General features: G+C 65.8%; 23 protein-coding genes. 12 read left to right on the top strand and 11 right to left on the bottom strand.

What is annotated here, in order from left to right; all coding sequences use genetic code 11:
• Positions 1–62 precede the first annotated feature (62 nt).
• From dusB to MTBLM5_RS02830, 11 genes are all read left to right on the top strand, one after another.
• Positions 63–1070, top strand: a complete 1008-nt coding sequence (dusB, locus tag MTBLM5_RS02880; RefSeq protein ID WP_173974289.1) for a tRNA dihydrouridine synthase DusB — start codon at positions 63–65, stop codon at positions 1068–1070.
• Positions 1067–2179: a nitrogen regulation protein NR(II) gene (locus MTBLM5_RS02875; protein ID WP_173974288.1), complete on the top strand. Its 1113-nt coding sequence runs from the start codon at positions 1067–1069 to the stop codon at positions 2177–2179. Before dusB ends, MTBLM5_RS02875 begins: the two co-directional genes overlap by 4 nt.
• Positions 2180–2182: 3 nt before the next feature.
• Positions 2183–3631, top strand: a complete 1449-nt coding sequence (gene ntrC / locus MTBLM5_RS02870; RefSeq protein ID WP_173974287.1) for a nitrogen regulation protein NR(I) — start codon at positions 2183–2185, stop codon at positions 3629–3631.
• Positions 3632–3634: 3 nt separating this feature from the next.
• On the top strand, positions 3635–5878 hold the full coding sequence (locus MTBLM5_RS02865; RefSeq protein WP_173974286.1) for a PAS domain-containing sensor histidine kinase: 2244 nt from the start codon (positions 3635–3637) through the stop codon (positions 5876–5878).
• On the top strand, positions 5868–7271 hold the full coding sequence (locus MTBLM5_RS02860; RefSeq protein WP_173974285.1) for a sigma-54 dependent transcriptional regulator: 1404 nt from the start codon (positions 5868–5870) through the stop codon (positions 7269–7271). The genes MTBLM5_RS02865 and MTBLM5_RS02860 overlap by 11 nt, the downstream gene beginning before the upstream one ends.
• 142 nt (positions 7272–7413) lie before the next feature.
• A complete protein-coding gene (gene trkA, locus MTBLM5_RS02855) occupies positions 7414–8790 on the top strand; it encodes a Trk system potassium transporter TrkA (RefSeq protein WP_173974284.1) in 1377 nt (458 codons plus the stop codon).
• The gene (locus MTBLM5_RS02850; protein ID WP_173974283.1) at positions 8791–9639 is read left to right on the top strand and encodes a D-amino-acid transaminase; all 849 of its coding nucleotides are present in this window, start codon (positions 8791–8793) and stop codon (positions 9637–9639) included.
• A complete protein-coding gene (locus MTBLM5_RS02845; protein ID WP_254430878.1) occupies positions 9636–10307 on the top strand; it encodes an HAD family hydrolase in 672 nt (223 codons plus the stop codon). The genes MTBLM5_RS02850 and MTBLM5_RS02845 overlap by 4 nt, the downstream gene beginning before the upstream one ends.
• Positions 10308–10390: 83 nt before the next feature.
• Positions 10391–10645: an RNA chaperone Hfq gene (hfq, locus tag MTBLM5_RS02840; protein WP_068503713.1), complete on the top strand. Its 255-nt coding sequence runs from the start codon at positions 10391–10393 to the stop codon at positions 10643–10645.
• A gap of 48 nt (positions 10646–10693) precedes the next feature.
• Positions 10694–11965 (top strand): GTPase HflX, encoded by a 1272-nt coding sequence (gene hflX, locus MTBLM5_RS02835; RefSeq protein ID WP_173974317.1) that lies wholly within the window; start codon positions 10694–10696, stop codon positions 11963–11965.
• Positions 11962–12723 (top strand): inositol monophosphatase, encoded by a 762-nt coding sequence (locus MTBLM5_RS02830; protein WP_173974282.1) that lies wholly within the window; start codon positions 11962–11964, stop codon positions 12721–12723. The genes hflX and MTBLM5_RS02830 overlap by 4 nt, the downstream gene beginning before the upstream one ends.
• Here MTBLM5_RS02830 and MTBLM5_RS02825 read toward each other — a convergent pair whose 3' ends face one another.
• From MTBLM5_RS02825 to mazG, 3 genes are read right to left on the bottom strand one after another with little or no spacing between them, the layout of a single operon-like run.
• Positions 12724–13476, bottom strand: a complete 753-nt coding sequence (locus MTBLM5_RS02825; protein WP_173974281.1) for an SDR family oxidoreductase — start codon at positions 13474–13476, stop codon at positions 12724–12726.
• A gap of 10 nt (positions 13477–13486) precedes the next feature.
• Positions 13487–14119, bottom strand: coding sequence for a hypothetical protein (locus MTBLM5_RS02820; RefSeq protein ID WP_254430877.1), 633 nt, complete (start codon positions 14117–14119; stop codon positions 13487–13489).
• Entirely contained in the window at positions 14116–14916 is an 801-nt protein-coding gene (gene mazG, locus MTBLM5_RS02815) for a nucleoside triphosphate pyrophosphohydrolase (RefSeq protein WP_173974280.1), read from the bottom strand. The genes MTBLM5_RS02820 and mazG overlap by 4 nt, the downstream gene beginning before the upstream one ends.
• A 185-nt stretch (positions 14917–15101) precedes the next feature.
• On the opposite strand from mazG, the gene MTBLM5_RS02810 reads away from it, so the two are divergent.
• Positions 15102–16001, top strand: coding sequence for a phosphoribulokinase (locus tag MTBLM5_RS02810; RefSeq protein WP_173974279.1), 900 nt, complete (start codon positions 15102–15104; stop codon positions 15999–16001).
• A 113-nt stretch (positions 16002–16114) separates the two neighbouring features.
• On the opposite strand, the gene MTBLM5_RS02805 is transcribed toward MTBLM5_RS02810, so the two are convergent.
• Genes MTBLM5_RS02805 through MTBLM5_RS02770 form a run of 8 tightly spaced genes read right to left on the bottom strand, consistent with a single transcriptional unit; the run spans position 16115 to position 24153 of the window.
• Complete coding sequence (locus MTBLM5_RS02805) at positions 16115–16888, bottom strand: MBL fold metallo-hydrolase (RefSeq protein ID WP_371813994.1); 774 nt, start codon at positions 16886–16888, stop codon at positions 16115–16117.
• Positions 16885–17661, bottom strand: a complete 777-nt coding sequence (locus MTBLM5_RS02800; protein ID WP_173974278.1) for a TatD family hydrolase — start codon at positions 17659–17661, stop codon at positions 16885–16887. Before MTBLM5_RS02800 ends, MTBLM5_RS02805 begins: the two co-directional genes overlap by 4 nt.
• A complete protein-coding gene (gene metG, locus MTBLM5_RS02795) occupies positions 17661–19214 on the bottom strand; it encodes a methionine--tRNA ligase (protein ID WP_173974277.1) in 1554 nt (517 codons plus the stop codon). Before metG ends, MTBLM5_RS02800 begins: the two co-directional genes overlap by 1 nt.
• A gap of 49 nt (positions 19215–19263) precedes the next feature.
• Entirely contained in the window at positions 19264–20343 is a 1080-nt protein-coding gene (locus MTBLM5_RS02790) for a DNA polymerase III subunit delta' (RefSeq protein WP_173974276.1), read from the bottom strand.
• Complete coding sequence (gene tmk, locus MTBLM5_RS02785; protein WP_173974275.1) at positions 20340–20966, bottom strand: dTMP kinase; 627 nt, start codon at positions 20964–20966, stop codon at positions 20340–20342. Before tmk ends, MTBLM5_RS02790 begins: the two co-directional genes overlap by 4 nt.
• Positions 20967–20971: 5 nt before the next feature.
• The gene (locus MTBLM5_RS02780; protein ID WP_254430876.1) at positions 20972–22138 is read right to left on the bottom strand and encodes a D-alanyl-D-alanine carboxypeptidase family protein; all 1167 of its coding nucleotides are present in this window, start codon (positions 22136–22138) and stop codon (positions 20972–20974) included.
• A gap of 20 nt (positions 22139–22158) precedes the next feature.
• Positions 22159–23145 carry a septal ring lytic transglycosylase RlpA family protein gene (locus MTBLM5_RS02775; protein WP_217424956.1) on the bottom strand — a complete coding sequence of 329 codons (987 nt, stop codon included), beginning with the start codon at positions 23143–23145 and terminating at the stop codon, positions 22159–22161.
• 39 nt (positions 23146–23184) lie between these two features.
• Positions 23185–24153: a lytic transglycosylase domain-containing protein gene (locus tag MTBLM5_RS02770; RefSeq protein ID WP_173974274.1), complete on the bottom strand. Its 969-nt coding sequence runs from the start codon at positions 24151–24153 to the stop codon at positions 23185–23187.
• Positions 24154–24167 lie beyond the last annotated feature (14 nt).

Raw genomic sequence — 24167 nt, 5'->3', positions numbered from 1 at the left:
AGTCACTAGGCACGCGGCTTTTGCCGTTGCATTGGGCAGCGTCTGCATAATAAATACGCAGCATGACTGCGATCTTGTCGAAACCCCTGTCCGTCGGCGACCTGACCCTCGCCAACCCCGTGATTCTGGCGCCGATGTCCGGCGTGACCGATCTGCCGTTCCGGCGTCTGGTCAAGCGGATGGGCGGCGGGTTGGTGGTGTCGGAAATGATCGCCAGCCAGGCGATGATCCGGGCCAACCGCCAGACCATCAAGATGGCCGCCGGCTGTGCCGAGGAATTCCCGCTGTCGGTGCAACTGGCCGGCTGCGACACCGCCGCCATGGCCGATGCGGCGCGGATGAACCAGGACATGGGCGCCGCCATCATCGACATCAATATGGGCTGCCCGGTCAAGAAGGTCGCCATCAAGGGCGAGGCCGGCTCGGCCCTGATGAAGGACGAGGTGCTGGCCGGGCGCATCCTGGAAGCGACCGCGCGGGCGGTGTCGATCCCGGTGACCTTGAAGTGCCGCATGGGCTGGGACCACCACACCCTGAACGCGCCGCGCCTGGCCCGCATCGCCGAGCAAAGCGGCATCAAGATGGTCACCGTGCACGGGCGCACCCGCCAGCAATTCTATACCGGCACCGCCGATTGGGCCTTCGTCCGCCAGGTCAAGGAGGCGGTATCGATCCCGGTGGTGGTCAATGGCGACATCCACACCGAGGCCGATGCCGTGCGCGCGCTTCAGGAATCCGGCGCCGACGGGGTGATGATCGGGCGGGCCACCTATGGCCGGCCGTGGCTGCCCGGCCAGGTGGGGGCGTATCTGACCACCGGCGAGCGCCGGGCCGATCCCTCGCTGGAACGCCAACTCGAGATCCTGCTGGCCCATTTCGACGACATGCTGTCCCATTACGGCAGCGATACCGGCATTCGCATGGCCCGCAAGCATGTGGCCTGGTATTCCAAGGGATTGCATGGCTCGGCCGATTTCCGCGCCGCCGTCAACCGGATGAGCGATGCAGACAAGGTTCGCCGCGCCATCCTCGACTTTTATCTTCCCCTGTGCGACCGCGAGGCGGCATGAGCGCGAAAACGGCCCTGCGCAGGGTCCCACGGGACACGGTCGATCCGTCCTTGGTGCTGGGCGCCCTGGCGGCCGCGGTGCTGGTGATCGACGGTGACGATCGCATCCTTTACGCCAACGCGGCGGCGGAACAATTGTTCCAGTCGGGCCAGGCTTATCTGTGCAACCAGTCGGTTCAGGCGTTGCTGCCGCCCGATTGTCCGATCTTCTCGCTGATCGAGCAGGCCCGCCACGAATCCCAGGTGGTGTCCGAATACGGCATCATCCTCGACACCCCGCGCACCGGACATCGGACCGTGACCGTCCAGGTGTCGCCGATCGCCGAAATCCCCGGCGGCGTGGCCCTTTCCCTGCACGAGCAATCCATCGCCTTGAAGATCGGCGGCTCGTTGGCCAGCCGCAACGCGGCCCGTTCGGTCACCGCCATGGCGGCCATGCTGGCCCACGAGGTCAAGAACCCGCTATCGGGCATCCGTGGCGCCGCGCAATTGCTGGAACTGGCGGCGTCCGAGGAAGACCGCCAACTGACCCGCCTGATCGTCGACGAGGCCGACCGTATCGTCGCATTGGTCGATCGGATGGAGGTATTCTCCGAAAATCCCCAGGTCGATCGCGTGCCGGTCAACATCCATCAGGTGCTGGAACATGTGCGGCGCATCTCGGAAAACGGCTTCGCCCGCAATGTCCGGATCATCGAGAATTACGACCCGTCGCTGCCTCCGGTGTGGGGCAGCCGCGACCAGTTGATCCAGGTATTCCTGAACCTGATCAAGAACGCGGCCGAGGCCGCACCCGCCGATGGCGGCGAAATCGTCGTCACCACCGCCTACCAGCATGGCGTCCGCCTGGCCGTTCCCGGCAGCGAGGCCAGGCGCCACCTGCCGCTGGTGGTCAGCATCCAGGACAATGGCGCCGGCATTCCCGATGATCTGCGCCAGCACCTGTTCGACGCCTTCGTCACCACCAAGCCGGCCGGCAAGGGCCTGGGCCTGGCCCTGGTCGCCAAGATCGTCGGCGATCATGGCGGCATCGTCGAATTTGACTCTATTCCACGGCGCACCGTGTTCAGGGTGATGTTGCCGATGGTCGAGGAAGGGGATCGAGCCTAGGTCATGAGTACACCATCCACCATCCTGGTCGCCGACGACGATCGCGGCATCCGTACTGTTCTGGCCCAGGCGCTGGGCCGCGCCGGCTACGAGGTCCGCACCACCGGCAACGCCTCGACCTTGTGGCGCTGGGTGTCGGAAGGCGAGGGCGACCTGGTCATCACCGATGTCGTGATGCCCGATGAAAGCGGCCTGGATCTGCTGCCCCGCATCAAGAAGATCCGCCCGGAAATGCGCATCATCGTGATGAGCGCGCAGAATACCTTGCTGACCGCGGTCAAGGCGACCCAGCGCGGCGCCTTCGAATATCTGCCCAAGCCGTTCGACATCAAGGAGCTGGTCTCGGTCGTCAACCGTGCCTTGACAACGCCGCGCAGCCAGCCCAGCGAGGATGGCGCCGTCGAGGACGAGGAAAAGCTGCCGCTGATCGGCCGCTCGGCGGCGATGCAGGAAATCTATCGGACCCTGGCCCGCCTGATGGGCACCGACCTGTCGGTGATGATCACCGGCGAGTCGGGCACCGGCAAGGAACTGGTGGCCCGGGCGCTTCACAATTACGGCAAGCGCCGCAATGGCTCGTTCGTCGCCATCAACATGGCGGCGATCCCGCGCGAACTGATCGAGTCCGAGCTGTTCGGTCATGAAAAGGGCGCCTTTACCGGCGCCACCCAGCGGGCGTCCGGCCGGTTCGAGCAGGCCGAAGGCGGCACGCTGTTCCTGGACGAGATCGGCGACATGCCGCCCGAGGCGCAGACCCGGCTGCTGCGCGTGCTGCAGGAAGGCGAATACACCACCGTCGGCGGCCGCACGCCGATCCGGGCCAATGTCCGCATCGTCGCCGCCACCCACCGCGACCTGACCCAACTGATCCGCCAGGGACTGTTCCGCGAGGATTTGTTCTATCGCCTGAACGTGGTGCCGATCCGGCTGCCGCCCTTGCGCGAGCGGACCGAGGACATCCCTGAACTGGTTCGCCATTTCCTGAGCCAGGCCGGCGCCGAGGGATTGCCGCCCAAGGCCATCGATTCCCAGGCGATGGACCGTCTGAAGCGGCATCGGTGGCCCGGCAACGTGCGCGAGCTGGAAAATCTGGTTCGCCGGTTGGGCGCGCTTTATTCCCAGGAAGTGATCGGCGTCGATGTCATCGAGGCTGAGTTGGCCGGCGGCGCCCCGATCGCCGATGCCGTCGCCTCGGTCGAGGGCGAGGGGCTGTCGGCCAGCGTCGAGCGCCACCTGCGCGAATATTTCTCCAGCCACGGCGACAATCTGCCGCCGCCCGGCATCTACGACCGCGTGCTGCGCGAGGTCGAGCGGCCATTGATCAGCCTGGCGCTCGAGGTGACCCGCGGCAACCAGATCAAGGCCGCCCATATCCTGGGCGTCAACCGCAACACGCTGCGCAAGAAGATCCGCGATCTCGACCTGTCGGTGGCCCGCGGCGGGCTGAAATAGCCGATGGCCGGCGACCGCAGGCGCCAATTGCCGCGTTTGATGGTGTGGGCCAGAAAGATCGGGCTGGCCCGTAAACTGGCGCTGTTGTTGGCCTTCACCACCGTACCGTCGGTCATCGCCACCTTCCTGGCCATGACGGTGTCAGGCCCCGAGGTGCCCGACCCGCGGACCGTCCTTAGCCTGCTGGCGCTGGATGTCGCCTTGCTGCTGGGATTGGGCGTGCTGGTGGGGTTGCGCATCGTCTCGGTGTGGCGGGCCCATCGGCGCGGCACCACCGGCTCGCGCCTGCATTTGAAATTCGTCCTGCTGTTCTCGTTGGTGGCGCTGACGCCGGCGATCCTGGTGTCGGTCGGCTCGACGGTGTTTTTCCGCTATGGCGTCGAGGGGTGGTTCTCGGACCGGGTGCGGACCGCGCTGCAGGCCTCGCTGGCCGTCGCCAAGGCCTATCAGGAGGAACACCAGCAGATCATCGGCGGCGACGCCCTGGCCATGGCCAACGACATCAATCGCGAAGGGCCGATGCTGACCCGGTCGCTGGCCCGCTTTTCCAATTTCGTCTCGACCCAGGCGGCCGTCCGCGGCCTGACCGAGGCCATCGTCTTCGACGCCCAGGGCAGGGTGCTGGCCAAGTCCGGCCTGGCCTTCTCGATCGAATCGGGGCTGGATCAGATTCCGTTCTGGGCCTATGAAAAGGCCCGGTCGGGCGAGGTGGCGGTGCTGACCAGCGAGGATGACGACCGCATCCGCGCCCTGGTGATGCTGCAAGGCTTCTTCAGCGAGACGTTCCTATATGTCGGCCGCTTCGTCGATCCCAAGGTGATCGGCCATATGGAGCACACCTCGGCGGCGGTGGCCGAATACGAGCGGCTGGAAGGCAAGCGCCAAGGGCTGGAACGGGCCTTCTCGCTGGTGTTCGCCGTGGTCGCGCTGTTGCTGCTGCTGGCCGCCGTGTGGGTCGGCCTGAGCATGGCCATGACGCTGGCGACGCCGATCGCCAAGCTGATCGATGCCGCCGAGAAGATCCGCGCCGGCGACCTGTCAATCCGGGTTGACGAGGATGCCGCCGACGAGGTCGGCACGCTGGCCCGTGCCTTCAACCGTATGACCGGCCAGTTGGACCAGCAGCGCCGCGAGCTGATCGAGGCCAACCGCGAACTGGACGAACGCAGCCGTTTCACCGAAACCGTGCTGGCCGGCGTGTCGGCCGGCGTGATCGGTCTGGACCGCGAACAGCGCATCCATTTGCCGAACCGCTCGGCGTGCGAGTTGCTGGGCCTGTCGTCGGAAGAGATGATCGGCCACCCCCTGGTCGATATGGTGCCCGAACTGGCCGACGCCATCGACGACATGCGCCGCCGGCCCGACCGTCTGGTCCATCACGAGGTGCGCCTGTCGCGCGCCGGCCGGGCCAGGACCTTGCTGGTGCGTGCCGCCGCCGAGCGGCTTGAGGGCGAAACCATCGGCTATGTCGTCACCTTCGACGACATCACCGAATTGGTCTCGGCCCAACGCAAGGCCGCCTGGGCCGACGTCGCCCGGCGCATCGCCCACGAAATCAAGAATCCGCTGACCCCGATTCAATTGTCGGCCGAGCGGCTGAAGCGCAAATATCTTAAGGAAATTCAAAGCGATCCGGACACCTATGTAACCTTGATCGAAACCATCGTCCGTCAGGTCGGCGACATCGGCCGCATGGTCGATGAATTCTCGTCCTTCGCCCGCATGCCGGCCCCGCAGATGAAGCCCGAGAACCTGTCGGCCATCTGCCGCGAATCGCTGTTCCTGCAAAAGACCGGATATCCCGAGGTCACATTCACCGGCGACATTCCCGATCATCCGGTGACCTTGTTCTGCGACGCCCGCCTGATGGGCCAAGCCCTGACCAATCTGTTGAAGAACGCGGTCGAGGCCATCGCCGGCCGGGAAGGCGACGATCTGCCGCCCGGCCAGGTGTCGCTGGTGCTGACCGAGGACGCAACCGGCGCCATCCGCGTCGAGGTGACCGACAACGGCAAGGGATTGCCGGCGGAAAACCGCGAAAGATTGACCGAGCCCTATGTCACGACGCGGAGCAAGGGCACGGGATTAGGTCTTGCCATCGTCAAGAAAATCGTGGAAGACCATGAAGGTGACCTTTATCTGGAGGACGCCCCCTCAGGCGGGGCCCGCATCGGGATGGCGTTCCGCCACACCGAGTCGCAAGCGGCCTCCGCGTCTGCCGACATGACGGTTGAAAATGGCGCATGACATTCTGATCGTCGACGACGAGGCCGACATCCGGGCCTTGATCGCCGGAATTCTTGAAGACGAAGGCTATTCCACGCGTGAGGCCGCCCATTCCGATGCGGCGCTCGAGGCCGTGCGGGCGCGCCGTCCCAGCCTGATCATCCAGGATATCTGGCTGCAGGGCTCGAAGCTCGACGGCCTGGGCATCCTCGAGGCGGTCAAGGCCGAGCACCCCGACGTGCCGATGGTGATGATTTCCGGCCACGGCACCATCGAGACGGCGGTCGAGGCCATTCACAAGGGCGCCTATGACTTCATCGAGAAGCCGTTCAAGACCGACCGCCTGCTGATCATCATCGAGCGCGCCATCGAGGCCGCCCGCCTGCGTCGCGAGAACCAGGAACTGCGCCTGCGCATCGGCGGCGCCACCGCCGTCGGCGACATGGTCGGCGTGTCGGCCTATGTCCAGCAGATCCGCCAGATCATCGAAAAGGCGGCGCCGACCAATTCGCGCGTGCTGATCACCGGCCCGGCCGGTTCGGGCAAGGAAGTGGTGGCCCGCATCGTTCACGCCCATTCCAAACGGGCCGACGCGCCCTTCGTGGTGCTGAACTGCGCCGCCATGCACCCCGACCGCATGGAAATCGAGCTGTTCGGCTCGGAACACGGCCATGACGGCCAAGATGGTCAACGCAAGGTCGGCACCTTCGAACAGGCCCATGGCGGTACGCTGCTGCTGGACGAAGTGGCCGACATGCCGCTGGAAACCCAGGGCAAGATCGTCCGCGTCCTGCAGGACCAGACCTTCGAACGGGTCGGCGGCACCAAGCGGGTCGAAGTCGATGTCCGTGTCATCGCCACCACCAACCGCGACCTGCAATCGGAAATGGCCGCCGGCCGTTTCCGCGAGGATCTGTTCTATCGCCTGAACGTCGTGCCGATGCGGGTGCCGGCGCTGCGTGACCGCAAGGAAGACATCCCTCATCTGGCGCGCCATTTCATGTTCCTGGCGGCCCAGGCCGCCGGCGTGCAGCCGCGCACTTTGGGCGAGGACGCGCTGGCGGCGCTGCAGGCCTATGACTGGCCGGGCAATGTGCGCCAGTTGCGCAACGTGATGGATTGGTTGCTGATCATGGCCCCGGGCGAGCAGGCCGAGGCGGTGCGCGCCGACATGCTGCCCAGCGAGATCGGCGCCATCACGCCGGTCGTGCTGCGCTGGGAGAAGTCGGGCGAGATCATGACGTTGCCGCTGCGCGAGGCCCGCGAATTGTTCGAGCGGGAATATCTGCTGGCCCAGGTCAACCGTTTCGCCGGCAACATCTCGCGCACGGCCGCCTTTGTCGGCATGGAGCGGTCGGCGTTGCATCGCAAGCTCAAGCTTCTGGGCGTCAACACCGACGACAAGGCCCGCTAGTGTCCAGCCCCCGAAATTCGCAAGGCGAATTCCGGGGATAAGCAGGCCACTCATTTGTTGAATTGTGCACTGATCCCTTCGGATGGTCGGTGTACCATCTGAAGGGATCAGTGCACTAGGGGCGGGTCCAAAGGGGGCAGGGATGAAGGTCATCGTTTGCGGCGCCGGCCAAGTCGGCTTCAACATCGCCCATTACCTGGCCGGGGAAAGCAACGACGTCACCGTCATCGACCAGCGCCCCGATCTGATCAGGAAGATCACCGACACCCTGGACGTCCAGGCGATCCTTGGCCACGCCTCGCATCCGTCGGTGCTGGAACAGGCCGGAGCCGGCGATGCCGACATGATCATCGCGGTGACCCACGCCGACGAGGTCAACATGGTGGCCTGCCAGGTGGCGCACTCGCTGTTCAACGTTCCGACCAAGATCGCCCGCGTGCGCGCCCAGACCTATCTGCAGCCGATGTGGTCGACGCTGTTCACCCGCGATCACATGCCGATCGACGTCATCATCAGCCCCGAGATCGAGGTGGCCCGCGCCATCACCCGACGGCTGGAAGTGCCGGGCGCCATCGACGTCATCCCCATGGCCGGCGACAAGGTCCGCCTGATCGGGGTCCGCTGCGACCTGCAGACGCCGCTGATCAACACGCCGCTGCGTCAATTGACGGTTCTGTTCCCCGATCTCAACATCGTGGTGGTCGGCATCGTCCGCGACGGCCGCGCCATCGTGCCCAGCCCGGAAGACCAGATGCTGGACGGCGACGAGGTCTATTTCGTCGTCGATACCCTGCATGTGCCGCGCGCTTTGTCGGCCTTCGGCCGCGAGGACCAGGAAGCCCGCCGGATCATCATCTTCGGCGGCGGCAATGTCGGCCTGTTCCTGGCCCAGCAATTGGAAGAGGACTTCCCGGCGGCGTCGATCAAGGTCATCGAGGCCGACAAGGAACGCGCCGAATTTGTCGCCAAAAGCCTGAACCGCGCCGTGGTGCTGAATGGCGACGTGCTGGACCCGGAAATCCTCAACGAGGCCGGCGTCTCCCACGCCGAGGCGGTGGTGTCGGCCACCAACGACGATGAAACCAACATCCTGGCCTCGCTGCTGGCCAAGCGCTACGGCGCCCGGCGCTCGATGACGCTGATCAACAAGACCACCTATTCGGCGCTGATGGGACCGCTGGGCATCGACGTGGTGGTGTCGCCCCGGACCATCACGGTGTCCAATATCCTGCAGCATGTCCGCCGTGGCCGTATCCATGCCGTCCATTCGCTGCACGAAGGCTTCGGCGAGTTGATCGAGGCCGACGCGCTCGAGACCTCGAGCCTGGTGGGAAAGCCGCTCAAGGAAGTCAAGCTGCCGACCGGCGTGCTGTTGGGCGCGGTGGTGCGGGGCGGAACGGTGATCAGCCCGCGCGGCAACACCATCATCCAGTCCGGCGACCGTGTCGTCCTGTTCGCCGCCGCCGAATCGGTCAAGAAGGTCGAGAAGATGTTCTCGGTCCGGTTGGAGTATTTCTGATTGTCCCGCGTCAGCTATGTCAACGGCCGCTATGTGCCGCACGACCAGGCGGTGGTCCATGTGGAAGACCGCGGCTTCCAGTTCGCCGATGGCGTCTATGAAGTTCTGCCCCTGGTCGCCGGCCGCATCTGCCATCTCGATCAGCATCTCGATCGCCTGGGCCGGTCGCTGGGCGCCCTGGCCATCGCCTGGCCGGTGCCGCGTCGGGTTCTGCCGATTCTGCTGGCCGAAGTGGTGCGCCGCAATCGGTTGGCCGACGGCCTGGCCTATATCCAGGTGACGCGCGGGCCGGCGGCTCGCAATCACCAATTTCCGGTGGCGGCGGTGCCCAGCCTGGTCATCTCGGTATGGCCCACCAAGGCGGTGACCGCCCACCAGCTGGAAAACGGCGTGGCGGTGGTGACCCGGCCCGACCAGCGCTGGAAGCGCCCCGACATCAAGAGTGTCGGCCTGCTGCCCAATGCCCTGGCCCGACAATCGGCCAAGGAAGCCGGCGCCGTCGAGGCCTGGATGGTCGATGACCGGGGCGTGATCACCGAGGGCGCGGCCACCAACGCCTTCATCGTCGCCCGCGACGGCGCGCTGCTGACCCATCCGGCCGATCAGCGCATCCTGGCCGGCATCACCCGGGGCAATGTGATCGTCTTGGCGCGCGCCGACGGCATCGAGGTCGGCGAGCGCCCCTTCACGCTCGAGGAACTGAAGAATGCCCGCGAGGCCTTCATGACCGGCTCCACCATGACCGTGCTGCCGGTGACCAGGATCGACGGCCAGCCGGTCGGCGACGGCAAGCCGGGGCCGATCACCCTGCGGCTGCGCGCCCTTTACGCCAAGTTGCGGCAATCGTGACCATTCGACCGCGCGCCATTCTATTCGACTGGGACAACACGCTGGTCGATTCCTGGCTGTGCATCCAGGAGGCCTATAACCGCACCTTCCGCCATTTCGCCATGGCGGAATGGAGCCTGGATCAGACCAAGGCCAACGTCGCCCGATCGCTGCGCGACACCTTCCCGGAAATGTTCGGCGAGCGCTGGCTTGAGGCCAAGGACGTCTTCTACCAAAGCTTCGAAGCCATCCACCTGTCGCATTTGCGCCCCTTGCCCGGAGCCCAGGACATGCTGGAGGATTTGCAGGCGAGGGGGATCTATCTGGCGGTGGTCAGCAATAAGCGCGGCCAATATCTGCGCCAGGAAGCCGAGCTGCTGGGATGGGCCGGCTTCTTCGGAGCGCTGGTCGGCGCCGCCGACGCCTTGCAGGACAAGCCGGCCGCCGCCCCCGTCCATCTGGCGCTCAGTTCGGCGCCGGTGGCCGCCGGCCCCGAAGTGTGGTTCGCGGGCGATGCTGGCGTCGATCTGGAATGCGCCGTCAATGCCGGCTGCGTTCCGGTCCTGATCAGGCCCGAACCTCCCCAACCGGGTGAGTTCGCGTCCCACCCGCCCCGATATTATTTGGAAAAATGCCAGAGTATGACCGCGCTTATGGCCGATCTATGGGTTCCCAACGCCCCGATTTGATGGTAACTCCAAGGCAACAGGGGAGCTTCATCGCCAATGCGGATGAAGACTCTACTCGGGCAATAAGAACGGAACTAAAGACGATGTCCGCCGAAAAATCTCAGAACGTGCAAGATGTGTTTCTCAATCACATCCGCAAGAACAAGACCCCCGTCACCGTCTTTCTGGTCAACGGTGTGAAGCTTCAGGGGATCGTGACCTGGTTCGACAACTTCTCGGTGCTGCTGCGCCGCGATGGTCACACTCAGCTAGTGTACAAGCACGCCATCTCCACGGTGATGCCGTCGACGCCGATCCAGCTGTTCGAGCCGCAGTCCAAGGAAGGCGGCGAGGAATAGGTGCCAGGCGAACAGGCCGACAAGCCCGGTTCGACCCGCCCGCGTGCCATGGTCGTCCACCCGGCCCTCAAGGCCGGGGAGGGTGGTTGTCGCTCGCCCGAGGGGCGGCTGGCCGAGGCTGTCGGCCTGGCGCAGGCCATTGATCTCGACATCGTTGCCGCCGAATGGGTGGCGGTCAACAAACGCCGCCCGGCGACCTTGATCGGCAAGGGCGCGGTCGAACGCCTGGCTGTACTGGTCGAAGAACAGGCGATTGCCGTCGCGGTGATCGACGGCCACCTGACTCCGGTGCAGCAGCGTAATCTGGAAAAAGCGTGGTCGTGCAAGGTCATCGACCGCACCGGCCTGATCCTGGAAATTTTCGGCGCCCGCGCCCGCACCCGTGAAGGCACGCTTCAGGTCGAACTGGCGGCCTTGTCCTATCAGCGCTCGCGGCTGGTGCGGTCGTGGACCCACCTGGAGCGTCAGCGCGGCGGCTTCGGCTTCCTGGGCGGCCCCGGCGAGACCCAGATCGAGGCCGATCGCCGCATGATCGGCGACCGCATCGTCAAGCTGAAGCGCGAGCTGGAAGAGGTCAAGCGCACCCGCGAGCTGCATCGCCACGCACGCCGCCGGGTTCCCTATCCGATCATCGCCCTGGTCGGCTACACCAATGCCGGCAAGTCGACCTTGTTCAACACCCTGACCCGGTCCGAGGTGCTGGCCAAGGACATGCTGTTCGCCACCCTGGACCCGACCATGCGCGGCCTGGTGCTGCCCTCGGGGCGCCGGGTGATCCTGTCGGACACCGTGGGCTTCGTGTCGGACCTGCCGCACGAGCTGGTGGCCGCCTTCCGCGCCACCCTGGAAGAAGTGCTGGAAGCCGACATCGTCGTCCATGTCCGCGACATCTCGCACCCCGACACCGAGGCCCAGGCCGCCGACGTCGAGACGGTGCTGAAGGAACTGGGCCTGGCCGAAGTGGTCGATCGCGGCCTGGTCGAGGTGCTGAACAAGATCGATTGCCTGCCCGAGGCCGAGCGCCTGGAATGCCGCAATCAGGCCGAGCGGCGCCCCGATTGCCTGGCCCTGTCCGCCCTGACCGGCGACGGTGTCGATCTCTTGCTGGCCCACCTGGATTCGCGACTGTCGCACGGCCAGGAAACCATCGAGGCCGAGGTGGCGCTGGCCGACGGCGCCGGCATCGCCTGGCTGTACCGTCACGGCGACGTGACCGCCCGCATCGATGACGACCATGTCGCCCGCCTGACCGTCCGTCTGGACCCGGCCAACGCCGAGCGTTATCGTCAGCGCCTCGCCAAGAAGAGCAAGACTCCATGATCGACGTCGCCCGGGTCACCGCCATCATCCGTGAGGTCGCCGAGGCCGAGATCCTGCCGCGCTTCAAAAATCTGCGCCGCGACCAGATCCGCGAAAAGAAGCCGAACCAACTGGTCACCGAAGCCGACACCGAGGCGGAGCGGGTCCTCGCCCCCCGTCTGCGCGAACTGGCCGACGGCGTGGTGGTCGGCGAGGAAGGGGTCGAAAACGATCCGTCGGTGCTGACCGCGCTGGAGCGATCTGGCGTGGTGTGGGTGATCGATCCGGTCGACGGCACCGCCAATTTCGCCAACAACAATCCCCGTTTCGCGGTGATCGTCGCCCTGGTGGTGGACGGAATCACCCAGATCGGCTGGATCCATGATCCGGTGCCCAACCTGACCGTGGTCGCCGAGCGCGGGCAGGGGGCGTGGCGCGACGGCACCCGCCTGAAGGTCGCCGCCGAAGTGCCGCTGGCCCAGATGACCGGCTCGGTCAAGAAACGGGGCCGTGTCGCCGACCAGGTGCTGCATGTGGCCCGGCGCGGCAGTGCCGCCCACGATTACCTGGACCTGGCCGCCGGACGGCAGCATTTCGTCCATTTCCGCCGCCTGATGCCGTGGGACCACGCCGCCGGCGTGCTGATCCATCAGGAAGCCGGCGGTTTCGCCCGCCTGTTGAATGGCCAGGATTACCGGCCGGTGCTCAACGTCGAAGGTCAGCTGCTGCTGGCGCCAGGCGAAAAAAGCTGGCAGGACATCGCCGCCCTGATGGATTGATCAGCGGCGATAGACCGTCAGGCCGGCCGGCGCCTGGCAGGTCGGCATCATCTCGATGCGGTTGATGTTGACATGGGCGGGCAGGTTGGCCGCCCACACCACCGCCTCGGCGACATCTTCAGGGGTCAGCGGCTCGGTGCCGGCATAGACCTTGGCCGCCGCGTCCTTGTCGCCCTTGAAGCGCACTTCGGAAAATTCCGAGCCGCCGCACAGGCCCGGTTCGATGTTGGTCACCCGCACCCGGGTCTTGACCAGATCGGTGATCAAATTCAGCGAGAACTGAGTCACCGCCGCCTTCGAGGCGCCATAGGCGTTGCCGCCGGGATAGGGGTAGGTGCCGGCGGTCGAGGACAGGTTGATCACATGGCCGCGGTCGCGCGCCACCATGCCGGGCAGCACCGCCCGGGTCATGGCCATCAAGCCCTTGACGTTGGTGTCGATCATGGTTTCCCAATCGTCCAGGCTGGCCTGATCGGCCGGTTCCAGCCCCAGGGCCAGGCCGGCATTGTTGACCAGCACGTCGATGCCGGCGAAATCGGCGGGCAGGGTGGCGATGGCCTGTTCGATTCCGGCGCGGTCGCGGACATCCAAAACCAGCGGCAAGATCGGCACCGCCAGTTCGCCGGTCAAGGCGGCCAGCCGATCGGCGCGCCGGCCCACCAGGATCAGGCGATCGCCCAGGGCGGCGAAGCGCTTCGCGATGGCCTCGCCGAAGCCGGCGGTGGCGCCGGTGATCAGGATGGTGCGGGGCATGGCGTGGCTCCTAAAGCGGGCGACTGGGGTCGGGATCGCGCAGCATCACCAGGGTCGGCGTCGACGACAGCGCGTTTTCGATCTTCCAGATATAGACGCGATACTGGCCGAATGGCCTGACCTCGGTGGCGTTGTGGCGCAAGACGTTGGCATCGGTGGTGATGCGGAACTCGCCTTCCATGCCGATGCCCAGCTCGGCCATGCGCTGGGCGTCCGACGCCTTGACGCCGTTGGCGTCGATGATGATGGTGCCGTCCTCGTTTGATTTCAACGAGATCAGGCGGGCGTCTCGCCGCAGAAGCGAGGTCAGCTGCACCTTGCCCAGCCGACCGCCGCGTTCGTATTTCAGATGGAAGCGGCCCTTGCCGACCTTCTTCAGATCCTTGACGGCGATGTCGCGCACCAGATCCTTGTAGATGTTGTTGTGGCGCTCCAGCTCGTTCTCGGGCGTGATCGTGCCGTTGGCGTAATCATGCAGGATGGGCGCGTAGATGACGTCGCCCTCGTAGGTGATGGCCCAGTCGCCATAGCGCGAGATGCGCAGCTCGCCCTTGAACTTGTCCGGGATGTAGCATGACGACAACAAGATGGTGAGGGCCGCCACCGACAGCAAGCGGACCATGCCGCCGAACATACCCCTCATGGCCCGTCCCCCTTGCTCCGTTCCTGGTGCTTGGCCTGCACCCATAATGCTTCCATCTCATCGAGGGTCGCCTGGGCCGGGGTCCGGCCGGCGCGCCTCAATTCGGATTCGATATGACGAAATCGGCGCTCGAACTTGGCGTTGGCCCGCTTCAGGCACCGCTCGGGGTCGATTGTGAGCTTGCGGGCCAGGTTCGCGCAAGCGAAGAGAAGGTCGCCCATCTCGTCCTCGACCCGGTCAATTTCGGCGTCATCGATGATTTCTGTTTTTATTTCAGCAAGTTCTTCATCGATCTTGTCAACGACGTCGAGCGGTTTTGCCCAGTCAAAGCCGACACGGGCGGCGCGCGCCTGCAGCTTCAGCGCCCGGGTCATCGGGGGCAGGGAGCGGGCGATTCCGTCCAGCACGCTGTCGGTCCCCTTGGCGGCTCGCTCGGCCTCCTTGGTGGCTTCCCACGCCTGGGTCTGCTCGGTGGCATTGCGCGCCTCGGCCTGGCCGAACACATGGGGATGGCGGCGGATCATCTTGTCGCAGATCGCCGCCACCACATCGTCGAAGCCGAAATGACCGGCCTCGGCGGCCATCTGCGCATGAAACACCACCTGGAACAGCAGATCGCCCAATTCGTCGCGCAAGGCCTCCATGTCACCATGGTCGATGGCGTCGGCGACCTCGTAGGCTTCCTCGATGGTGTAGGGGGCAATGGTGGCGAAATTCTGTTCCCGGTCCCATGGACAGCCGCCTTCCGGCGCCCGCAAGGTCCGCATGATGGTCAGCAAGTCGTCAATGGAGGGCATGGCCTGCGGCGGGGAAGGTTGATGGGACGGCAACCATAGCGCATCCCAACCCACCCGTCTGCGTGGAGATTGGCCCGTCCACCTGCGTTGACCAGCCAGCCCCACGGGGTGAAGCGGCCATAGCCCTTCCTCATGTAAGGTTTCCTTCATAGGGGACCATCAGAGTCCCGTCATGGGAGGCAGGAATGTCCGTCAGGCATCCGATCATCGCGGTCACCGGCGCCTCGGGCGCGGGCCGGGAATCCGTCAGGTTCGTTTTCGACCGTCTGTTCCGGCGGGAAGGCATCACCGCCGCCTATGTCGCCGGGGAAAGCTTTCACCGCTTCGACCGGGCCGAGTTCAAGGCCGCCGAGGCCGACGCCGCCGCCAGCGGCAACCCGCATTTCAGCCATTTCGGCCCCGACGCCAATCTGTTCGACGAGCAGGAGCGTCTTTACCGGGATTACGGCCAGACCGGCACCGGCCGGCGACGCCATTATCTGCATGGCGACGAGGACGGTCGCCGGCTCGGCTATCCCGAGCTGGGGGCCGGCCAGTTCACCCCGTGGGAGGATTTGCCGCAAGACACCGACCTGATGCTGTACGAGGGACTGCACGGCGTGGTCCGGGGCGACGGCTTCGATCTTGGCAAGCATGTCGATCTGAAAATCGGCATGGTGCCCATCGTCAATCTTGAATGGATCCAGAAGGTCCACCGCGACACCGCCAAGCGGGGGTACTCGCGCGAGGCGGTGATGGACCGCATCCTGCACCGGATGCACGATTACACCCATTACATCCTGCCGCAATTCAAGCATTCGGATATCAACTTCCAGCACGTGCCGGTGGTCGATACCTCCGAGCCGTTCATCGCCCGCGACATTCCTGCGGTGGACGAGCGGGTGGTGGTGATCCGCTTTCGCAAGCCCGAGGAAATGGGCGTGGATTTTCCGCTGCTGCTGAGAAAGATCGCCGGCTCGTGGATGACCCGGCGCAATACGCTGGTGGTGCCCGGTGGCAAGCGTGAACTGGCCAAGGAATTGATCCTGACCCCGATCTTGCGCCGCCTGATGGACCGCCGCGCCGAGGTCAGGGGAGCGGCCTGACATTCAGGTCCTGGCGAGAAGCAGGGCGGCTTTCACAAGGAAGCCGCCCTTATCGCCATATGCAAATGTCGCATAATGCATATTATGACAACATTCGGATGATCCACGCCAGGTCACCCGGGCAGGCTGATCCTTAGCCCGTCATGGGCCGGCGCAACTCCCGCCGGCAGCCTGGCCTTCAGGGTCTCGTAATCCAGCGACGGCGTCATGTGGGTCAGCCAGGCCTGGCGCGGCTTGACCCGTTCGACCCATTCCAGGACCTTGTCGAGATGGGCGTGGGTCGGATGCGGAGCCAGGGTCAGGCAGCCGACGATCCAGGTGTCGATACCGGCCAGCGCGGCGAAGCTTTCATCCGGCAGATCGACCACGTCGGTCGAATAAGCCAGCGGGCCGAAGCGATAGCCGGTGGTGCGGCAATAGCCGTGATCCTGGTCGAACGATACCACCTCGATATCGCCGACCCTAAAGCGCGGCTGCAATTCGGTGAAATCCAGCATCGGCTTGTAGATGGTCTGCCCCTCCTCGACCGCGCCCACCACATAGGCGAACCGGGTGCGGATCGAGCCCAGCACGTCGGGGCTGCCGAACACCGGGAACGGCTTGCCCATGGCCCGATTGACCTCGCGCAGATCGTCGATGCCATGCAGATGGTCGGCATGGTCGTGGGTGTAAAGCACCCCGTCCAGCCGGTTGGTGCCGGCGCCGAGCAATTGCTCGCGGCAATCGGGCGAGGTGTCCACCAGCAGAGTGGTCGTTTCGGACTCGACCAGGATCGACGGCCGCAGCCGGCGGTTCTTCGGATTGGCCGGATCGCACAAGCCCCATCCCCGCGAGATCGACGGCACGCCGCCGGCCGAACCGCACCCGAGGATGGTGGCCGAGATCATTGCGCCACCTTATTGAAAAGACGGCGGAAATTGGCGGTCGTCGCCTCGGCCAGCCGGTCGGTCGAGACCCCCTTCAACTCGGCCAGCTTGGCCGCCGTGTGGGCGACATAGGCCGGTTCGTTGCGCTTGCCGCGATAGGGGATCGGGGCCAGATAGGGGCAGTCGGTTTCCACCAGCAAACGGTCCAGCGGAACCGTCGCCAGGGTGGCCTGCAACGCCTCGGCCTTCTTGAAGGTGACGATGCCGGAAACCGAGATGTAAAGGCCTAAATTCAATGCGATTTCAGCAAGTTCCGGTCCAGAGCTGAAGCAATGCACCAGCCCGGTGAAGGCCCCCTTGCCCATCTCCTCGGCCAGGATGGCGGCCATGTCGTCATCGGCGTCGCGGGTATGGATCACCACCGGCAGACCGGTGGCCCGGGCGGCGGCGATATGGGTGCGAAACGAGTCCCGCTGCCGGTCGCGCGGGCTTTTGTCGTAGTAATAATCAAGCCCGGTTTCGCCGAAGCCGACCACCTTGGGATGGCGGGACAAGCCGATCAGGCCGTCCAGGTCGGCGGCCGGCTCGGTGCCGGCCTCATGCGGGTGGATGCCGACGGTGCAATAGACTTCCGGGAATCGTTCCGCCACCGCCAGGACCTGGGGGAAACGGGTGACATGGGTGTTGATGGTCAGCATCATGCCGATTCCGGCCGCGCGCGCCCGCGCGACCACCGCGTCCAGTTCGTCGGCGAAGTCGGGGAAATCCAGGTGGCAGTGGCTGTCGACCAGCATCAGGCCGCCCCCTCCTCCTCGACGAAGCGCGGAAACACCCCTTGCGGCGCCGGAAGCGCCGTGCCGGACACCAGGGCGCCCTCCATGCCGCACCGATCCAGGGTGCGGGCGTCGGGGGCCACCGCCAGCTGGTCCAGCAAGCGGGCCGAGGAATCGGGCATGAAGGCCTGGGTCAGCAGGGCCAGGTTGCGCACCGTTTCGGCCAGCACCCACAGCACCGTTCCCATGCGTTCGGGGTCGGTCTTCTTCAAGGCCCACGGGGCCTGGCGATCGACATAGCCGTTGGCCGCGCGGATCACCACCCAGGCGGCTTCCAGCGCCTCGTGGAACATCTGGCGGTCCATGGCGTCGCGCATCTTGGCGACCAGGCCGTGGGCGGCGCCCAGCATCTCGTCGTCCTCGGGGGTGAAGGGGCCGCGGGCCGGGACAAGGCCGGCGCAATTCTTGCCGATCATCGACAGCGAACGCTGGGCCAGATTGCCGTAATCGTTGGCCAACTCGGAATTCATCCGGGTGATCATGGCGCGATGGCTGAAATCGCCGTCATTGCCGAACGGGACCTCGCGCAGCAGGAAATAGCGCACCTGATCCAGGCCATAGCGCTCGATCAGGCCGTTGGGCTCGATGACGTTGCCGACGGACTTCGAAATCTTCTGGCCCTCGTTGGTCCACCAGCCGTGGGCGAACACCCGCTTGGGCGCCTCCAGGCCGGCGGCCATCAGGAAAGCCGGCCAATAGACCGCATGGAACCGCACGATGTCCTTGCCGACCATGTGCAGATCGGCCGGCCACCACTTGGCATAGGCGCCATCGACATCGGGATAGCCGATGGCGCTGATATAGTTGGTCAGGGCGTCCAGCCAGACATACATGACATGGGCCTCGTCGCCCGGTACCGGCACACCCCAGGTAAAGCTGGTGCGCGACACCGACAGGTCCTGCAGGCCGCCCTTGACGAAGCTGATCACCTCGTTTCGGCGCGACTGCGGCGCGATGCAATCGGGATTGGCCTCGTAGAAGGCCAGCAGGCGGTCCTGCCACGCCGACAGGCGGAAGAAATAGCTGGGTTCCTTGACCCATTCGACCGGAGCGCCGGTGGGGGCCAGCTTGGAGCCATTCGGGCCGGCGACCAGTTCGTCCTCGCCGTAGAAGGCCTCGTCGCGCACCGAATACCAGCCCTCGTAATGGCCGAGATAGATGTCGCCGGCCTCGACCAGCTTGGTCCACAAGGCCTGGACGGACTGGATGTGGCGGGGCTCGGTGGTGCGGATGAAATCGTCGTTGGTGCAGTTCAGACGGGCGGCCAGCTCGCGGAAATTGGCGGAATTCTGGTCGGCCAGGGCTTGCGGGCTCATGCCGGCGGCCTCGGCCGACTTCTCGACCTTCTGGCCGTGTTCGTCGGTGCCGGTCAGGAAGCGGACATCGAAGCCGTCCAGGCGCTTGAAGCGAGCCATGACGTCGCAGGCCAGCGTGGTATAGGCGTGGCCGATATGGGGCTTGTCGTTCACGTAATAGATCGGCGTGGTGACGTAGAAGGTCTTGGCCCCACTCATAATCATCTCCGTATCACTATGCTGGACCTGGGCGCGGCGGCGGCCCGGATCAACCCTTGGCCAGACGTTCGATCGCCAGGAACGCCGTCAGGATGGCCTGTTTGCGGTCCAGGTTGACCGCGTCGGTGCGACCGAACAGGGCGGAGACCTTTTCCCACAGCTCAAGCCAGCGTTCAAGGCCGGCGGCGGCCAGAAGCCGGGCCATCACCTGGCCCTCGCCGGGAACCACCTCGGCCATGCCCCTGCCCTCGCGTCCGCCGACCTGGACCAGGCGGGCCAGCCACCATACCAGCAATTCGGTCACCGTGCGCCAGGCGGCTTCGGCCTCGGGGCGGCTGGTGCGGTCGGCGAAGGCGTGCAGCGCCGGCACGTCCAGCCGCGGCAGCGCCACCAGCAGGCCCATCAATTCCTGATAAAGCTCGAGCCCGCCCTCGGCGGCCAGGCCCAGCGCCTTGCCCAGGCTGCCCTCGCCCAGGCGGGCCAGGGCGGCGATCTCGGAATCGGTCAGCTCGGGGCGATAATGGGACAGAAGCTGGCTGACATGCTGTTCCGACAGGGGATTCAAGGCCAGCTTGCGGCAGCGCGAGCGGATGGTCGGCAACAGCCGGCCGGGGCTGTGGCAGACCAGCAGGATCAGCGCCTGACGCGGCGGCTCTTCCAGCACCTTCAAGACGGCGTTGGCGGCGTTGCGGTTCATTTCATCGGCGGCGTCGATCAGCACCACCCGCCAGCCGGCATCGGCGGTCTGGTGGAACAGGTCGCCGATCTTCCTGACGTCATCGACGACGATCTCGGACTTCAGCTTGCCCTTCTTCTCGTCGGCGACGCCGCGTTCGATCACCTTCAGGTCGCGGTGGGCCTGCGAGGCCATCTGGTGGAACACCGGATGATCGGCGGAAATCTCCAGGCTGTCGGGCGGGCCGCCGAACAGCCCGCCGCCCTCGCCGCCGCCGGCCAGGGCGAAGCGGGCGATGCGATAGGCCAAGGTCGCCTTGCCGATGCCCTTGGGCCCGGTCAGCAGCCAGGCATGGGCCATGCGGCCCGAATTCCACGCATCCAGGAACACCCGCTCGGCAGCCTGATGGCCGACCAGATGGGGATTGGCCCGGGGATGGGGGATGTCGGTCATGCGGCCAGTCGCTGAGTCACCACCGCCAGGACGGCCTGGTGCACCCATTCCGGCCCCTGGGTGGCGTCGATGACCGCGCAGCGGTCCGCATGGCGTCGGGCGATGTCCAGGAAGCCCTGGCGCAGGCGGCGGTGGAAATCCAATCCCATCCGTTCATAGCGATCCTCGGCCCCGCCACGGCCGCCGGCGCGGGCCAGCCCGGCCTCGACCGGCAAGTCCAGGATCAGGGTCAGGTCGGGGGCGAAGTCGCCGACCGTCAAGGCGGTCAGGCGCTCGAGCTCGTCGATGGGCAGGCCATGGCCATGGCCCTGATAGGCGATGGTCGAATCGGCGAAGCGGTCGCACAGCACCCACTGGCCGGACTCCAAGGCCGGCCACACCGTCTTGACCAGATGGTCGCGCCGCGCCGCCGAATGCAACAAGGCCTCGGTGCGCGCGTCCCAGCGGTCGGTGTCGCCGGTGACCAGCAGGGCGCGGATGGCCTCGGCCCCGGGCGAGCCGCCGGGCTCACGCGTCAGAATCACCGGCTTGCCCATGGATTCCAGCGCGGCGGCCAACAGGCGGATCTGGGTCGATTTCCCGGCCCCCTCCCCGCCTTCCAAGGTGATGAACCGTCCGCGCATCAATTCTAGCCCTTCGGCCCCCACAGGATATGGCGCAAGGCCGTGCTGATGCGGCCGATCACGCCCAGTTTGGCGACATCGGCGCCGGCGGCCAGCGGCAGTTCCACCGTCTCGATCCCCGGCGCGGTGATCACCAGCTTGCCGACCACCTCGCCGCGACGGATGGGCGCGGCGATCGGGCCGGTATAGACCGCCGTCACCTTCATGCCCTGGCGAGCCCGGCGCGGCATGGTCACTTCCAGGCGCTCGGCGGCGACCAGCGGGATGGTGGCCTGTTCGCCCAGCCACACCTCGGCATCGGTGACGACGTCGCCGACCTTGAACAGGGCGTAATTCTCGAATTCGCGATAGGCCCACTCGATCAGGCGCTGGCTTTCCTCGGCGCGGTCCTTCATCGACTTCAGGCCGTTGATCACCATGATCAGCCGGCGCTCGCCGCGCTTGACGGTGCCGACCAGGCCGTAACCGGCTAGTTCGGTGTGGCCGGTCTTCAGCCCGTCGGCGCCCGACACCCCGTACAGCAGCGGATTGCGGTTGCCCTGCTTGATGCCGTTGAAGACGAATTCCCGTTCCGAATAGATCGGGAAAAATTCCGGGAAGTCGGTGATCAGGCGCCGGGCCAGGATCGACAGGTCGCGCGCGGTGGTCAGATGCTCGGGGTCGGGCCAGCCCGACGCGTTCCTGAGGGTGGTGTTGCGCATGCCCAGATCGCGGGCGCGCCGCGTGGCGAATTCGGCGAAGGCTTCCTCGGTGCCGGAATGGGCCTCGGCCAGAACCGAGCAGGCGTCGTTGCCCGACTGGATGATGACGCCGCGGATCAGGTCGGACACCTTGGCCTCGGAACCGACCGGCAGGAACATCAGCGAGCCGCCAGACTTGAAATGGCGTTTCCAGCTGGTTTCCGACACCGGCAGCCGGTCATCCATCTTCCAGCTGCCTTCCTTCAGCTTCTCGAAGACCAGATAGGCGGTCATCAGCTTGCTCATCGACGACGGCGCCATCAACTCGTCGGCGTTCTTTTCCAGCAAGATCGCCCCGGTGCGATAATCGAGAATGATGGCCTGGCGGGCCGAGGTCTCGAGCGGCTCGGCCTGGGCGGCCGGGCGAACGGCGACCAGCAGGCACAGGGCCAGAACCAGCAGGCGAATGGACGGCAACGGATCGATCTTCAACGGAAAAGTCCTCGGTTCAATTAATCGACGATGACGCGGGCATCCTGCTGCCCGGTGGCGATGACCGATTCCAGCAGGCGGTCGGCCTCTTCGACGCTGGAAAGCGGGCCGAAGCGAACCCGGAACAGGGTCTGCCCCTTGACATGGGTCTGCGAGATGACCGGACGGCCCACCCCCGACAGGCGGGCCTGCAGGCGAAGGGCGTTGTCGTGACGGCTGAAGGCGCCGGCCTGGACGAACAGGCTGGTCGCCTTGACCGAATCCATCTGGACGTCCGGGTTGGCCAGGGCGCGTTCGGCCTTGGCCAGCGCCTGGGCGTTGCGGGCTTCGGCCGGCGACGAAACGGTGCCGCTGGAAATGGTGCGCGGCGCCTCGCGGCTGCCCGGCGCCGGCAGGGTCTCGGCGGTCACGCTCTCGCGCGGGGCGGCGGCCACTTGCGGCTCGCGGCCGCCCGCAGTCGGCGCGGTGTTCAGCTTGCCGGCCAGGGCGCGGCTTTCCTCGGGCATGATCTGCACGCGCACCCGTGCGGTGCCCTGCCCCTCGAAGCCCAGCAATTGCGCGGCTCGCCGCGACAGATCGATGACCCGGCCGTTGGCGAAGGGGCCGCGATCATTGACCCGGATCACCAGGGCGCGGCCGTTTTCCAGGTTGGTCACCCGCACCACCGACGGCATCGGCAGGGTCTTGTGCGCCGCCGACACGGCGTTCTGGTCGAAGATCTCGCCGTTGGCGGTCTGCTTGCCGTGGAAGTCGGGGCCGTACCACGAGGCGATGCCGGATTCGTCGTATTCCCAATCCTCACGCGGATAGTACCACACGCCCTTGACCTGATAGGGCTTGCCGATCTTGTAATTGGGGGCCGCTCCGCCGACCGGCGGAGGGTCGTCGCCGGCGGCCCGCTTGGCCATGTGGCCGAACAGATTCATCTCCGAGCAGCCGGTCAGCAGCGTGGCCGACAGCAACAGCGCCGCCCAGGGTCGCGGCCTATGCCGTGTCGCCCGCATCATCTAGTTGCCCCCTCGGCCGTCACCCAAAGATGTGGTAGTCTACTTGGCGCCGATCCGCTCCGCAAGATGGCCGACGGCCAGAGCGAAATAGGTCGACCGGTTCCATTTCAGGATGGTGCGGAAATTCTCGTAGACCAGGAAGGTCGGCCCCTTGCCGTTCTCGGCATAGATCACCGACGCCTGCAGGTCGGCCTTGGGCAGTTTCTTGCCGTTGGCGGCGGTCAGGCCCAGGGCGCTCCACTCGGCCAGGCTTTTCCGGGTGTCCAGGCCGATCAGCCGGGTGTCGAAGCCCTTGGGCAGCGTGACGGCGCGGCCCCAGGTCTCGTCGCCGTTCCAGCCGGACCGCAGCAGGTAGTTGGATGCCGAGGCGAAGACGTCGGGCTTGGTGCCCCAGATGTCGCGCCTGCCGTCGCCGTCCCAATCCTCGGCGAAGCGCAGGAACGAGGACGGCATGAACTGGCATTGCCCCATGGCCCCGGCCCACGAGCCCAGCATGGCCTGCGGACTGATATGGCCTTCGTCCAGAATCTTCAGGGCGTTCATCAACTCGCCGCGGAAATAGGCCGAGCGTCGGCCGTCGAACCCCAGCGTGGCCAGGGCCGAGACCACCGGATAGCCGCCGGTGACCCGGCCGAAATCGGTCTCGATGCCCCACAGGGCCACCACATATTTGGATTGGACGTGATAGCGTCGCTCGATCTCGGACAGAACGGCCCGGTGCTCGGCCAGCAGCTTGCGGCCTCGCTCGATCTTCGAGGGCGTCAGCACGCGGTCGATATATTGCTGATAGGTGATTGTAAACTCGGGTTGACGACGATCCAGCTCGACCACCTTGTCGATGTGCTGGATTCCGCTCAGGGCGGTCTCGACCGTCTCGGCCTTGATCCCCTGGGCCAGGGCGTCGCGTTCGACCTCCTTCAGCCAGGTTTGGAAGTCGCGCGCGGGCTCTTGCGCCATGGCCGGCCCCAAAGAACCCACCACCAGAAGTGCCGCCACCAGAATACGCATGGAATACCTCGACC

The sequence above is a fragment of the Magnetospirillum sp. LM-5 genome (genome assembly GCF_902729445.1).
Taxonomy (GTDB): domain Bacteria; phylum Pseudomonadota; class Alphaproteobacteria; order Rhodospirillales; family Magnetospirillaceae; genus Magnetospirillum.
Note: the sequence above shows the minus strand (reverse complement) of the source record. Positions and strands in the feature narration are given on the sequence as shown.